Genomic DNA, 15,164 nt, shown 5'->3' on the forward strand with positions numbered 1-15,164 from the left:
ATCACTACACTACAGATGACTCCTAGCTGCCGAACAAGGGGGTGCGCCAGAGGAAGAGAAACCCTGACGCACCCGGAAACTTAACTGATTCTAGGGAGCAAAGGTAAAGGAATCAGGATGATAAGATTGAATCCCTTGCATATATTGCACCCGTTCAAAGGCGCTTTCATTAGGACATTTAATCTGACTCATACTGCCTTGCATTTGCTTCACTGACTCATACTCATTTTCTTCCATCCAATGCACCATTTCCTGTTCTAAAGTGCGAATGTAGGGAATCCCATGCCGTAATAACACAGAACAAATCTGAGTAATACTTGCCCCAGCCATTAACATTTTCAGCGCATCTTTGCCGTGCTGTATCCCACTGGTAGAGGCTAAATCTGACTCAATGCGCCCGTATAAAATGGCAATCCAGCGCATGGGTAAACGCATCGCTTGGGGGGTACTTAATAAGATATTAGGACGCACGACTAATTCATCAATATCAATGTCCGGTTGATAGAAACGATTAAACAACACTAACCCATCCGCCCCCGCATCACTAAAACGTTTAGCCATATAGGCCATATTACTAAAAAATGGGCTGAGTTTTAGGGCGACGGGGATGGAAACCTCGGCTTTGACGGCGGTTAAAATATCCAGATAATTCTGCTCAATTTGCGCCCCCGTGGTGTGCATATCGGTGGGAATATCGTAGATATTTAATTCTAAAGCATCGGCTCCGGCTTCTTGAATCAGTTTAGAAAAATGAGTCCAACCGCCAATATTATTACCATTTAAGGAGGCAATAATGGGGATATTAACCGATTCTTTACAACTGCGGATATGTTCTAAATACAATTCTGGGCCGACGTGGAAGGTTTCCGGTTCGGGGAAGTAGGTTAACGCTTCGGCAAAGGTTTCTGTCCCGTAGGTTAAATGGTGATGGAGTTCGTACTGTTCTTTCTCTAATTGTTCCTCAAAAATACTATGCAAAATCACGGCGGCCGCGCCGGAATCTTCCATTAATTTAATGTTGTCCAGATTCTCGGTTAAGGGGGCGGCGGCGGAAGGAACAAGGGGAGATTTTAAGTTCAGTCCTAGATAAGTGGTTGTGAGATCCATGTGCTGTTTTATCCGTAATAAAAGGGAATGGGATGTCCTATGTTGTCGGGTAATCCTACCCGTAGGTTGGGTGAAACAACAGCGCAACCCAACAAAATCATTGATAATTGTTGAACAATTTGTAGGTTGGGTGAAACAACAACACAACCCGACAAAATCATTGATAATTGTTGAACAATTTGTAGGTTGGGTGAAACAACAACACAACCCGACAAAATCATTGATAATTGTTGAACAATTTGTAGGTTGGGTGAAACAACAACGCAACCCGACAAAATCATTGATAATTGTTGAACAATTTGTAGGTTGGGTGAAACAACAACGCAACCCGACAAAATCATTGATAATTGTTGAACAATTTGTAGGTTGGGTGGAGCGACAGCGCAACCCAACAAAATCATTGATAATTGTTGAACAATTTGTAGGTTGGGTGAAACAACAACGCAACCCAACAACTCACGGGAGGATTGAGCCGAATAAGACAGGAAACAGGGGGCGATTAACCATTGTGTGATTAAACCCCCCAAGGCTCACCCCTGAACTGGCATTCAGGGATGATGATTCACTCAGGGAGGAAAATGACCTTATTCCTCCGTTTTAATCTGACCATTTCCGGTTTGACGGGCGGCCAGATATTCGTACATTTGCCAACGTAAGTTAATGTCTTGTTGGGCTTCTTCGAGTAAGCGTTTCGCTTCTTCCGGTTTGGTTTTGGTCAACATCTTGAAGCGGTTTTCGTTGTACATCGAATCTTTAACCGCTTTCTTGGGTGCGCGAGAGTCCAGTTGTAAGGGGTTTTTCCCTTGTTGGGCTAACTCGGGGTTATAGCGATACAACAGCCAGCGACCACTTTCTACGATGTCTTTCTGATGACTCATGGCGGTCTGCATATTGATGCCGTGAGCGATACAGTGAGAGTAGGCAATGATCAGGGATGGGCCGTCATAAGCTTCGGCTTCCATGAAGACGCGCAGGGTGTGTTCATCCCGGGCGCCCATGGCGACGGAGGCGACGTAAATGTTGCCGTAGGTCATGGCAATCAGGCCGAGGTCTTTTTTGGCGCTGGGTTTCCCACCTGCGGCGAATTTGGCGACGGCTCCGCGAGGGGTGGCTTTGGAGGATTGTCCTCCGGTGTTGGAGTAAACTTCGGTGTCCATGACTAGGACGTTAAGGTTACGACCACTGGCGAGGACGTGATCTAAACCGCCATAGCCGATGTCGTAGGCCCAGCCGTCTCCGCCGATAATCCAGACGGATTTTTTGACGAGATAATCGGCTAAACTAAGCAGTTGTTTGGCTTCTGGGCTGTCTACATTTTGTAGGCTGGCTTTGAGTTGGGCGACTCGTTCCCGTTGGTCCCAGATGTCGGCTTCGCTGGTTTGATGGTTGTTGAGGATCTCTTGGACGAGGTTATCCCCAACGGTTCCGGCGAGTTTGGTCAGGAGTTCGGTGGCAAATTGGGCTTGTTTGTCGATGGAGACGCGGAAGCCCATGCCGAACTCGGCGTTGTCTTCAAAGAGGGAGTTAGACCAGGCTGGGCCGCGGCCGTCGGCGTTTTGGGCCCAGGGGGTGGTGGGGAGGTTGCCGCCGTAGATGGAGGAACATCCGGTGGCGTTGGCGATGACCATGCGATCGCCAAATAACTGACTGACCAGTTTTAAGTAGGGGGTTTCCCCACACCCGGCACAGGCCCCGGAGAACTCAAAGAGGGGTTCTTGCAGTTGTTGCTGCTTGATTTGGTTGAGTTTTAGGGTGGTGCGGTTGGGATTGGGCAGGTTCAGGAAGTAATCCCAGTTCGTCCGTTCGGTTTCCCGCAGGGGTAGCTGTTCCTCCATGTTTAAGGCTTTCAGGGAGGGCTGGGATTTGTTTTTGGCGGGACAAACATCGACGCAAATCCCGCACCCGGTACAGTCTTCTGGGGCGACTTGGATGGTGAATTTCTGCCCGCTAAAGTCTTTATCCCGAACGGCAGTCGATTTGAAGGTGGCGGGGGCGTTGGCCAGTTGTCCCTCGTCGTAGACTTTGCCGCGAATGACGGCATGAGGACAAACCATGATACATTTGCCGCACTGCACACAAACATCAGGATCCCAGGTGGGGATAAATTGGGCGACGTTGCGTTTTTCCCATTTGGAGGTTCCGGTGGGATAGGTGCCATCACAGGGCAGAACACTAACGGGGAGTTCGTCGCCTTCTTTGATTAACATTTTGCCTTCTACGTCGCGCACAAAGTCCGGGGCGTTGTCGGGCATGGCGGGGAGACGGCGGAAGGTGGAGGTGACATCTCCGATGGGCAGTTCAAAGAGGTTGTCGAGGGTGTTGTCTACGGCTTTGAGGTTCATCTCAACGATTTGTTTGCCTTTTTTGCCGTAGGTTTTTTGGATGGCTTTCTTGATTTGTGCGATCGCCTCTTCTTTGGATAACACACCCGCTAGGGCAAAGAAACAGGTCTGCATCACGGTATTAATCCGGCTGCCCATGCCATTATCCCGCGCCACTTTGTTGGCGTTGATCACATAGACTTTTAACCCTTTGCGCACGATTTGTTCCTGCACTTCTAAGGGCAAGTTATTCCAGACTTCGTTCACCTCGAAGGGCGTATTTAACAGGAAGGTGGCACCCGGAGAGGCGGCTTTGAGAACATCCAGTTTTTCTAAAAAGAGCCACTGGTGACAGCCCACAAAGTTGGCCTGAGAGATTAAATAGGTGCTACGGATGGGATCCGGCCCGAAACGCAGGTGAGAGACGGTGACAGCGCCGGATTTTTTGGAGTCATAAACAAAGTAGCCCTGACAGTAGTTCTCGGTTTCGTCCCCGATAATTTTGATCGAGTTTTTGTTTGCCCCCACGGTCCCATCAGACCCTAATCCGTAGAACATTGCCCGCACCACGCTATCCGGTTCGGTGTTGAAGTTGGGGTCATAGACGAGGGAAGTCTGGGTTACATCGTCGTTAATCCCGACGGTGAAATGGTTTTTCGGCTGGGCTTGAGTTAAATTATCAAACACCGATTTAACCATGGCTGGGTTGAATTCTTTGGAGGAGAGGCCATAGCGTCCGCCAACAATGGTACTAATGTTTTGTACTTTAGCTTTTAAGCTCCCATCCCCACTGAATAGCGCCTCTTGGACCACCGTTAGCACGTCTTGATAGAGGGGTTCTCCGGCAGATCCCGGTTCTTTGGTGCGGTCGAGAACGGCGATCGCTTTCACCGTTTCCGGCAGAGCTTCAATGAACTTAATCCCGGCAAACGGACGATATAAGCGCACTTTCAGCACGCCCACTTTTTCCCCTTGGGCGACCAAATAATCCACCGTTTCATGGACTGTCTCACAACCAGATCCCATCAACACCACCACTCGTTCCGCATCCGGTGCGCCGTGGTACTCAAACAGTTGATAGTTGCGTCCTGTCAGTTCCCCAAACTTGTCCATCGCCTCCTGTACCGCATCAGCACATTGAGCATAGAAGGGGTTCACACTTTCCCGCGCTTGGAAATAAACATCGGGGTTTTGGGCGGTACCGCGTAACACCGGACGATCGGGAGTCAGGGCGCGAGAACGATGCTCGAACACCCGCTCATCATTGATCATCGCCCGCAGCACACTGTCCTCTAACAGTTCGATTTTTTGGATTTCGTGGGAGGTGCGGAACCCATCAAAGAAGTGAATAAACGGAATGCGACTTTCTAGGGTGGCACTATGGGCAATCAGAGCTAAATCTTGGGCTTCCTGTACCGAAGCAGAACACAAGAAAGCAAAACCCGTAGCGCGGGCTGAGGTGACATCACTATGATCGCCAAAAATCGATAACCCTTGGGCGGCTAAAGAGCGGGCAGCAACGTGAATCACACAAGGCGTTAATTCCCCAGCAATTTTGTAGAGGTTGGGGATCATTAACAATAACCCTTGAGACGCGGTGAACGTCGTGGTCAGAGACCCCGTTTGTAGTGAACCATGTAGGGTTCCGGCTGCCCCCCCTTCTGCTTGCATTTCTACGACAGAAGGCACGGTTCCCCATAGGTTAGGGCGACCTTCACTCATCCAAGCATCCGCCCATTCCCCCATGGGAGAGGCGGGTGTAATGGGATAAATGGCGATCACTTCATTAAGTTGGTAGGCAACACGAGCAACGGCTTCGTTTCCATCTAGAGGGGCGTAGGTTTTGGTACTCATAATCATCAAGTCTGAATGAACAATAATGGGCTGTTGAGTCGCAATCGGTTAAAGATTGCACGGTAGGACTACTCATAAACAGCCCAAAGCGTCTACTTTCGTCACAGCAAATATCCCCGTTAACGACACAGCAAGTTAGGGGTGTTTTCACCCATGGTCTCTGGTTCTTTAAGGGTTAAGTCAAAATTTTTGGGTAGTCAAATCCTCCACTTTTGGGCCAACGTTCTGCTGCCTTAGTCTGTGATCATGAATCCATCATCAGGGGGTGATCCTCAAAAGTTGTTGAAGTTAATCGGAAACGCGGAAACCCTAAACACAGGAGTCACAAGAACACGCTTAGACGAACACAAGTGATCCAAATGATCGGTTACGGGTTGTTTCATGGGGTCATTCATTGCTATTGTCTTTAGACCTCTTCTCGCTGAGATGCTTCAGTTAGATGGTTGATCCGAGTTTAGTGTTTTCAATGCCCCTCCTGTCTGTGTCCTCTTCTATCTTCTCACTTCTCTTGCCTATCGGGGGGATGTGCTTAGTTTTTTTTAAACAACTCGTAAAATTTTGATGGAATGCAATATTTGTTTTTAAAACGTAATCTTTTGCGATAAGTCTTAAAATTTCTCTTAGATATCCCTAGGGACTTTAGCACTGTATCTAGGGCATTTCAGGCTTTTTGGGTTTTAGGCTCAGTTGGCTATTTTACGAATATATTAAAATGTTTATGTTTCTTTATTTTGGGGCGACCTCAGTTTTTCAGTCTGGCTATTGATCGAGAATGAGCAACAATTGTTCTGGGGTTTAAGCTATAATAGGATTATGGGTTTTTGTGACTATCAAAATATTAAGAAAAGTTTAAGAAAGTCCTAGAGGTTAAACAATAAAACAGTTGCTAAATTGAGGTTAGGAAAAGGTTAAAATCCAAGGTAAATCAAACAATCAAACTAGGGATAGTATGGAGCAAATTCTAGTCATTGGGGCCGGACTAGCGGGATTAAGCTGTGCCAAGTCCTTACAAAAGGCCGGGCATTCGGTTTTAATTGTGGAAAAATCCCGAGGGGTAGGGGGAAGAGTGGCCACGAAACGGCTTTATAATACCTGTGTGGATCAAGGTTTACCGGCCCTGGAACCCCAAGGGGAATGCACAGATCAACTGTTGGCGGATTTGATGTCGGCTCGTTCTTTGCAACTATGGACAGATATCACCCACCAATGGCAAGAGAATTATAGTTTGCTTCCCCGCTCAATGGGCAAGCAATACAGCTTACCCGATGGGGTGAATGCGATCGCCAAACATCTCGCCCAAGACCTCAAAATCCTACGCCAGCAACGAGTTGAGCAGATTCACTATGCCCATGATAACTGGGAGATTACCTGTCAGATGGCAGAAGGTGAACTGACGCAATACCAAGGCAAGGCGTTAGTATTAGCGGTTCCTGCTCCCCAAGCCATTCCCCTTGTCGCTCCCCTCAAGCTCCCTTCTCTCCTCACCCCCCTAGAATCCATCGAATTTGACCCCTGTATCAGCCTGATGGTGGGATATACCCCCACCCCCCAATGGGAAGCACTCCCTTGGCAAATCCTCACTCTCCCCCAAAGCACCACCCTTCAGAAAATTTTCTACGACAGTCGCAAGCGCAGCCATCCTGAACAAGTGGTTTTCGTCCTCCACAGTCATCCCGACTTTGCCCGTCATTATATCGACTCCGACAACTTGGAAACCGTCGCCCGAACACTTCTCCGGGCCGCACAGGAAACGTTAGATTTGCCCTTTGACTCCCCCCAATGGCAACAAATTCACCGTTGGCGCTATGCCCGACCTAGTAATAATTTAGGTTCAGCCTATCTCTCGACGGCTGAACCATTGCCTTTGATTTGTTGTGGTGATTGGTGTTTAGGCAACAGTGCAGAGGCGGCCCTGCTCTCAGGCTATGGTGCCGCTCAGTGGCTCAACACTCGACCCCAATTAGACTAACGTCTTCTCATAAATTCGATAGCGCTTACAAATCTTTGCCCCAGCTGCCTCAACTAAACGCCGAGAGGGTAAATTATCCTCCCAAATATAAGACAACTCAGCCCGTTGATAGCATTTTTGACTCCCTTTCCCCTTTTGCATCACCCAATGAATTAACCCCAACGGCACCATCTTCCGGCGATATTCCGGCAACGCACAAATCACCAAAACTCGCACCTGATTAATTTGCCGACGATACCACAAAAACTTAAGAATTCCCCAAATATTTAACTTACCATTGACCCGTTTAAAAGCAATATTCAAATCCGGTAAAGCCATCAAAAACCCGATCATCTTCCCATTATCCTCCGCAATCGGAAAAATATCCGGATCCACCACTTGTTTTAAATCCTCAGCCTCCGCTAAAAACTCCTCCTCACTCCTTGCGCTAGAACTCCAATTGCGCTCAAAAGCGGTTGTAAAAAGTTGATACAAATTGCGACAATCCTCCTCAAATCCTTCCCCTTTCGTGCGAATTGGGCGAAAAGTAATCCCCGACTGACAAGCAATCCGATAACCCTTTTCAAACTTAGGATCAAGTGCCATCTCTCGCGTAAAATCATAAGCATAGGCATCCTTTGCCTTTTGCCATCCCGCCTGTTCCATAAATTGGGGATAATAGGGCGGATTATAGGGCATCATCACCATCGGAGGACTATCAAACCCTTCCGTTAACATCAGACAATTATTATGGGTAGATAAATCAATAGGCCCCCGTGCCACCGTCATTCCCTGTTCTTTTAACCATTGACAAGCTGCCTCTAATAACGCCTCCGCAACGGCTAAATCTTCGATGACCTCAAAAAAGCCAAATAACCCCACAGACTGCCCTTCTCGCTCAATTAAACTCTGATTCACGGCGGCTACAATACGCCCTACAGCCTGTTCATTTTGCCAAGCCAAAAAAGCTTGAAATTTGCCATATTGACAAAAAGGATTATCCGGACTCAGGGATTTTTTAATGCTACTTTGTAACGGTTGTACCCAGTTTGGATCATTTTTGTAAATGTGCATTGGAACTTGAATAAACTGTTCAAATTCTGCTTCAGTTGAGATGGATTTGATTTCCATTTTTTTTCGTCTTCCTGAGAAACGAACAAGTGATGAGCTAGTAATAGGCAGCAGGGCATCAGACCCATCCCCCTAATCTAGATGATAAACTAGAAATATCCCCTCCCTCTCCAATTTCCCTTGAGGGATGGAACACCCGCCACCTGCCGACTATCTCAAATCACTCATTCCTCTCTTACCCGTTAAGCCATGATTGCCTTAAGCGACAAACACAAACTCACACCGGAAGAGTACCTAGCTTTGGAAGAAAACAGCCTGATTAAACATGAGTATAGGGATGGGGAAGTTTATGCAATGGCTGGGACAACGGATAACCATAACACCATTGCAGGAAATTTATACACGCTTATCCGTAGTCATCTGAGGGGGACAGATTGCCGAGTTTATTTTGCAGATATTAAAGCGAAAATTGAGGCAAAGAATTGTTTTTATTACCCTGATTTATTAGTGACTTGTGATACAAGAGATCGAGCGACGGCAACTTATAAATCTTTTCCCAATCTGATTATTGAGGTTTTATCAGAGAGTACGGAGGGATTTGACCGAGGGGATAAGTTCAATGATTATCAAACTCTAGCCAGCCTTGAGGAATATGTTGTGGTTAGTAGTACCCATCAACGAGTTGAAATATTTCGTCGAAAACCTTCCCATTGGCAGTATGAAGCTTATACTTTAGAGCGACCGAATTTTAGGTTAGAATCCATTGCTTTAGATGTGGGCATTCCAGATATTTATGAAGATGTTGTTATCGAGAGGATGAGTAACTCTAATTAAGCCATGATTGCCTTAAGCGACAAACACAAACTCACACCGGAAGAGTACCTAGCTTTTGAAGAAAACAGCCTGATTAAACATGAATATAGGGATGGGGATGTTTATGCAATGGCTGGGACAACGGATAACCATAACACCATTGCCCTCAATCTAGCGACTCTTATCCGTAGTCATCTGAGGGGGACAGATTGCCGAGTTTATTTTGCAGATATTAAAGCGAAAATTGAGGCAAAGAATTGTTTTTATTATCCTGATTTATTAGTGACTTGTGATACAAGAGATCGAGCGACGGCAACTTATAAATCTTTTCCCAATCTGATTATTGAGGTTTTATCAGAGAGTACGGAGGGATTTGACCGAGGGGATAAGTTCAATGATTATCAAACTCTAGCCAGCCTTGAGGAATATGTTGTGGTGAGTAGTACCCATCAACGGGTTGAAATATTTCGTCGAAAACCTTCCCATTGGCAGTATGAAGCTTATACTTTAGAGCGACCGAATTTTAGGTTAGAATCCATTGCTTTAGAGGTGAGTATTTCAGATGTGTATGAAGATGTTGTTGTCGAGAGAATGAGTAACTTTAACCCTGAAAAATAGGGCATACTAACATTAATATGGGGCGAGTTTTTAACAAAAAAATTGTTAATTTCCCACCTCTCCTTTACCAAGGATTCCCAATAAAAGTAAAGGAACTCCAATAGTAAGGATGGGAAAAAATGCGATCGCCCATTTGTTTCAATTCCGGCGGTAAGGCATAACGGCCGTGAGGTGTCACCAACGCGCCATTCTCAAAACGCACCTCACCCCGTAATAAACTCAGTTGACTCGCCCGCAACGCTTCCGCTTTAATCGGCGCACTTCTTAGGGTACCGTAAAATTGGGTCATGAGGGCTAAAGTTCCCCCATCACTCACATACCACAAACTCCCTAACGCCGACCGCACCCCAGATAAGGCCGCTAAACCTGCAAAACCTAATTCTGCCCCTTCATCCCCCAAAGCCGTGCGACAAGAACTCAACACCAACAACTCCACCGGAGGATGATTTAATTGTAATTCCCGAATCCGATCTAACGTGATTAATTGATCCCAAAATTGAATATAGGAATTTTGGGGTAAACCGGGCTGAAAGTCCCCGTGAGTAGCGAGGTGGAGGATTTGATACGGTTGACGACTACGGGCTAACTTGAACTGAGCAAGGGTGAATTGTTCATTTAAGTACACATCCCCCCGGGGGAGTTGTTGGGCAATGGTAGCTAATTCCAGAGGAACACCGGGCAAGTTAGCCTTATTGTCAAACTCGGCCGCTCCCATAGCTAAGATGCTAGCGTTGCGGACACTGCGATAACGAGTATCAGTCAGAAAGAAGCTGGGCATGAGTCCCACACTGTATTCTTCAATGATAAAGCGATCGCCATCATGGAGCGCCGCAAATGGTAAAGACCGCAGACCCGTATCCACAATAAACGATAAATTCTCAATCTGCCGCTCATCCAAATCCCCCTTAAGCGGACGAATTAACCACTCATAGAGTTGTTGCGCCGGAGCTAACACCGCCTCCCCCCGCAGAGGAGTTGTTACCCGACGCTGCAATTGTTGCACCATCCCCAACACCCGTTCCCTTGTCGCCCCCGGTACCCGACGACGAACAATCTCCCCACTTTGAGTCACTAACACCAACTCCAACTCATCAGTCGGGCGAGGATTCGTCATCGGCGTAATAAACTGTTCCCGATTAGCATTAAAAGCCAAATCATTGAACTGCCAGAGAATCCTTGACTCTTCCGGTTCCTCCGTGGACTGAAAAAAAGCGTAAATTAAAGCCGGTTTAACCCCCGTCAGATTATCAATCTGGGTTAAAGTGCGTTGCATCTCATAGAGTGTCACCGGACGCTGAGGAACATCCACCGCCCCAAAATAGTTCAAAAAAGCCGAACTCGAACGCTCTTCCAAATGCTGCACCAACTCAGACATCAGCGATAGAGGCATTCTGCGCAAAGAATCCCAAGGAGGGCCACTCACTAAGCGCCGAATCGCTTCCCCACGACTGAGGGAAATTAGATCATCAGTCCCTGTATTGATGGGAGACTCCACAGACAGCATCACCGGAGACAAAACAGGCCAATACACCGAGAAATCTGGCGAGGGAGGAGGAGGTTCTTCCCGAGGAGGAATGACAGGAGGAGGTTCTTCCAGAGGAGGAGGCGGAAGAACAACAGGGGGAGGCGGTTGAGGAATAGTCAAAGTAACAGTAGCCTGATTGTTAGCTAAATTAGAATCCTCCCCCAACAACATTAGATTCTCCGAAGTTTGGGAGAGAGTCGTTCCCGCAAAGTTAGGATTGAGACGACTGGTCAAGGTTAAAGTCGCACTACCACCGGGAGCAAGTGTTCCCACCGTCCAGAGTCCCGTCACCGGATTATAAGCCCCCATTGAAGGAGTCGCACTGAGAAACTCTAAATCCGGCAGTAACAAGCTAGTCAGTGTCACCCCCGCCACATCATCGCCCCCATTGTGGGTTAATGTCACCGTAAAAGTCACAGTATCATTAGGCTGTGGGGTAGGATTACTCACCGTCTTAGACACCGCCAAATCCGCCGTAACCTCCACTGCCCCAATATCCGGCACCCCGCGATTATTCCCCCGTTGGTCTGTAGCCACTCCAGCATTGGTCCCGGCCTGAATCACCGGACTGGTAGGTAAGGGAACATGGGTGCGCGTCGTGCCGCCATAATTCCCTAGGGGTTTAAGTTGGGGACTTAAGGGAGTCGCAGGAGTTCCCACCAAGGTACTCACCGTAAAGCCATTGGTCCCATTACTAATCCCAATCAGGTTACTTCCCCCATCATTAAACGTCCCCACCACATCAGACCGAGCCGCATTGATAGTATTAATATTCTCAGCCACAATACTATTGCGCAGGGTAGTCGTGCCGCCATTATTGGTAATGCCACCGGAGCCCAGTCCTAATAAATCAGTCGAGCGGTTTTGGGTGATAGTGCTATGGGTGAGGGATACAGTCCCCGCATTATTAAACAATCCCCCCCCATTAACGCTAGTGTTGTTACTAATCGTCGTGTTCGTGACCGTAACAGTTTGATTGGTGTTATAAATTGCTCCCCCCGCCACTAAACTGGTGTTGTTATCGAGGGTGCTGTTATTCACCGTGAGATTACCGCCATTATTGAAGATCGCTCCCCCTTGGTTCAGGGCTTGATTATTGGTTAGGGTGCTGTTATTCACCGTCAAGTTGCCATAATTGATAATCGCCCCCCCAGACCCTGCATTTCCGATCCCAGTGGCCGCTCCATTGCGCAAAGTCAAGTTATTGAGAGTTAAAGTCGCCCCTGTATCCACATAAAACAGGCGAAAATCCAGCAGGGAATTCCGTTCAAGAATGGAGTTAAATCCCTGAATGGTTAAACTGCCATTGTTTTGAACGGTCGGTAAACCGTTCGCCCCATCAAATAAATTTGTATTGTTAATCAGGGTTAGGGAAAAGGTGGTATTGGGGGTTAAGTTGATGGTGGTATCTTGACCATTCGTGTTGGCCGTATTAATGGCGGCAATCAATTCAGCCACATTACTAGCCGTCAAAACTTCTAATTTGCCCCGATAATCCACCGTCAGAGCGGGATTAAAGGGCAATTGAGCCGTAATGATACCGATTTGTTTTTCTAGAGTCCAATTTCCCCCTAAATCAGCGTTTCCGATGGCCGTGGTGGACGCGGCGACACTGGCTCCGGTTTCTTCGGCCAATACCCCTAACAACAGATCCCCCGCCAATCCTAAGCCCGTAAAGCAACTATAAAGCAAAATCTGAGCATCGGGAGACAGGGACTTTGACCAGGCCGCTAACTGAGAACGATATTGATCAATATTCTCATGGGTCACATAGGCATGACCCAACCAAAAATAACCCTCATTCCCCTCGGCTAAGATATGCAATTCATCCACCCCCGACACCTCCGCCAAGGTGTTGGTAATCTTAGCCATGCCATCCTCTTGGGGTGTCACCACAACCGTAGTATTGCCCGGTTTACCGTTATAGAGCAAGGTTTCATAGTCCGTCACCGTGGCATCTAAAAAGGTGAACGACTTGGGATCATCCGGACTCTGGGGAAAAATTGTCACCGTTGGCGCACTGATATCCCCTCCTCCCGTGCGGATTGCAGCCTCCGGCAACACCACCACGCGACTCACGGCTCCAAAGGTCACCGCGTCCCCTTGAATCAACCCAGAAACGAACACCTCCCCCGTGTTTACCCCCTCTTCCGGCACTGTAATCACCTCCTGCACGGCCGGAGTGGTGAGTAAACTGGGTAAATCTAGGGGAGAAAAGGGCAAAATATGCCCCTCTGCATCCCGAGGGGGTTCCACTTCCAAACTTAACAGGTGTCCGGGCAGGGAAAGGCGAATTAAACGACTTCCGGGGACAGCAGCCACATTCACCCGCCCCCCCGGTGCCTCCAAGCGCCCCTGATTGATCACGGTTCCCCCCATCAGGGTTAACTGTTGCCCGTTCTTGACGGCTAAATCCCCAGCGTTAATAATGGGGGCAGGTTGGGCGGTGTCAAAGGCAAAGACTGAGGGAGTCCCCACTAAATTCTGATAATCATTACTCCCGATGGCATTAAACCAAGTGTCATCTTCTAACCCTATGGCGGTGGCCGTGGTGGCGAAAAAGTCCCCCGGTACATTTAAACGGGCATCGGGGCCAAAGATAATCCCGGCCGGATTCATTAGATATAAATTGGCTTGACTCCCGGTGACTTCGATTAAGCCGTTAATCAGGGAGGGATCTCCTCCCACTACCCGCCCTAAAACGTTCTGAATGCCCTCGGAGGTGACAAATTGAGCCGCTTGTTCCCGATTTAGACCAAATTGCTCAAAACTGTGGAATAAGTTCCTCCTGTCCCCAGAAAGCGCCCCTCCTTGAATCAAAAACTGTTCCCCTTGCTGTATGACTTGAGTCCCCGTCCCATCCATTGCGGGAACCACCCCTTGGGCAACAACAACCTCAGCCCCGAAAAAATGCGTCGTTGCGATGCCCCAAGGGAGGAGAATCCTTGTAATGTCCCTGTGGTAGTTGCCAGAATTCATGGGTCAGTAAACGCCCCAAGGCGTATGGAGGTCATCTGAGTGCCACCCCTCAGAAATGCACAGCTAAGATTCGATTTCTGACACACCCGATATCAATGGTGAATGATTCCATTTTCGGCGGGAAAGCATAACCCTAAACCTTCCCCGATGCAATCTCAGTCCACCTGCTGAGTATTGCCCTACTGTTTTTCCGTAAAAACTTATACTCTAGTCTTACTCTCTACTGTAGACCATTGAACCGGATTATCGCTAGTTGTTGAGGGGGGTGTAAAGGCATTGACCGAAAATAATGGGATTCAAGCCCCGTCCTTCTAGGATGGCTTTTCTTGATTTCTAATATATTGTTTAAGGACTTCTAGCGGCGCTCCACCCACAGAAATAGCAAAATAGCTGGGACTCCATTTTTCAATTACCCCCAGGCTTTCTGCTGTAAATACAGACCTCCTGTATTTCGTCACACAGACCAAATGAATTTTCAAATCTGTAACACTGTGTCTTTCTCTACGGAACTGGGTTGTCATTTACTGTAGACTAATCTATAATTAAATAACAGACCCATTATAACATCCGTCATGAAAGCCAGGTATCAATATCGTTTCTATCCAACAGACCAACAACAACAGAGCCTAGCTCAATTGTTTGGTTGTGTCCGTGTGGTTTGGAATGATGCCCTGGCTATCTGTAAGCAGGTTGAAAAGCTGCCAAGTAACAATGACTTGCAGAAGTTAGTTATTACTCAAGCCAAGAAAACTATTGAACGGGAATGGTTGTCTGATGTTTCTAATATCCCGTTGCAACAATATTATTCAAAATTAGAAAAACGCTTAAGACGAAAACAAAAACAGCTTGCTCGTCAACTTAAAGATTCTAAGCGGAGAAACAAAACTCGAATTCAAATAGCCAAACTGCATAATAAAATCGCAGACAC

10 protein-coding genes are annotated in these 15,164 nt (G+C 47.6%); 5 read left to right on the forward strand and 5 right to left on the reverse strand.

Annotated features, from left to right (window positions below):
* Positions 1-90: 90 nt before the first annotated feature.
* Positions 91-1,107, reverse strand: coding sequence for a dihydroorotate dehydrogenase-like protein (locus tag K4A83_RS03465; protein ID WP_265263013.1), 1,017 nt, complete (start codon positions 1,105-1,107; stop codon positions 91-93).
* A 70-nt stretch (positions 1,108-1,177) separates the two neighbouring features.
* Between K4A83_RS03465 and K4A83_RS03470 the strand changes: the two genes are divergently transcribed.
* Positions 1,178-1,621 carry a hypothetical protein gene (locus tag K4A83_RS03470; protein WP_265263014.1) on the forward strand — a complete coding sequence of 148 codons (444 nt, stop codon included), beginning with the start codon at positions 1,178-1,180 and terminating at the stop codon, positions 1,619-1,621.
* A 70-nt stretch (positions 1,622-1,691) separates the two neighbouring features.
* Here the strand turns inward: K4A83_RS03470 and nifJ are convergent, their stop codons facing one another.
* The gene (gene nifJ / locus K4A83_RS03475) at positions 1,692-5,282 is read right to left on the reverse strand and encodes a pyruvate:ferredoxin (flavodoxin) oxidoreductase (protein WP_265263016.1); all 3,591 of its coding nucleotides are present in this window, start codon (positions 5,280-5,282) and stop codon (positions 1,692-1,694) included.
* A gap of 949 nt (positions 5,283-6,231) precedes the next feature.
* Here nifJ and K4A83_RS03480 point away from each other — a divergent pair.
* Positions 6,232-7,251 carry an NAD(P)/FAD-dependent oxidoreductase gene (locus K4A83_RS03480; RefSeq protein ID WP_265263018.1) on the forward strand — a complete coding sequence of 340 codons (1,020 nt, stop codon included), beginning with the start codon at positions 6,232-6,234 and terminating at the stop codon, positions 7,249-7,251.
* On the opposite strand, the gene K4A83_RS03485 is transcribed toward K4A83_RS03480, so the two are convergent.
* Entirely contained in the window at positions 7,243-8,361 is a 1,119-nt protein-coding gene (locus K4A83_RS03485) for a hypothetical protein (RefSeq protein WP_265263020.1), read from the reverse strand. The two genes, K4A83_RS03480 and K4A83_RS03485, sit on opposite strands and share 9 nt — an antisense overlap.
* Positions 8,362-8,550: 189 nt before the next feature.
* Here K4A83_RS03485 and K4A83_RS03490 point away from each other — a divergent pair, with 189 nt between their 5' ends.
* Positions 8,551-9,135: a Uma2 family endonuclease gene (locus tag K4A83_RS03490; RefSeq protein ID WP_265263021.1), complete on the forward strand. Its 585-nt coding sequence runs from the start codon at positions 8,551-8,553 to the stop codon at positions 9,133-9,135.
* Between the two features lie 3 nt (positions 9,136-9,138).
* Positions 9,139-9,732, forward strand: coding sequence for a Uma2 family endonuclease (locus K4A83_RS03495; RefSeq protein ID WP_265263022.1), 594 nt, complete (start codon positions 9,139-9,141; stop codon positions 9,730-9,732).
* 64 nt (positions 9,733-9,796) lie between these two features.
* On the opposite strand, the gene K4A83_RS03500 is transcribed toward K4A83_RS03495, so the two are convergent.
* Positions 9,797-14,236 carry a CHAT domain-containing protein gene (locus K4A83_RS03500; protein ID WP_265263023.1) on the reverse strand — a complete coding sequence of 1,480 codons (4,440 nt, stop codon included), beginning with the start codon at positions 14,234-14,236 and terminating at the stop codon, positions 9,797-9,799.
* Between the two features lie 311 nt (positions 14,237-14,547).
* Positions 14,548-14,757, reverse strand: a complete 210-nt coding sequence (locus K4A83_RS23875; RefSeq protein WP_265263024.1) for a transposase — start codon at positions 14,755-14,757, stop codon at positions 14,548-14,550.
* A 51-nt stretch (positions 14,758-14,808) separates the two neighbouring features.
* Between K4A83_RS23875 and K4A83_RS03510 the strand changes: the two genes are divergently transcribed.
* Positions 14,809-15,164: helix-turn-helix domain-containing protein (locus tag K4A83_RS03510; RefSeq protein ID WP_265263025.1), on the forward strand; the 356-nt coding region annotated here is incomplete at its 3' end.

The sequence above is a fragment of the Spirulina subsalsa FACHB-351 genome, from assembly GCF_026130165.1.
Lineage (GTDB): Bacteria > Cyanobacteriota > Cyanobacteriia > Cyanobacteriales > Spirulinaceae > Spirulina_A > Spirulina_A subsalsa_A.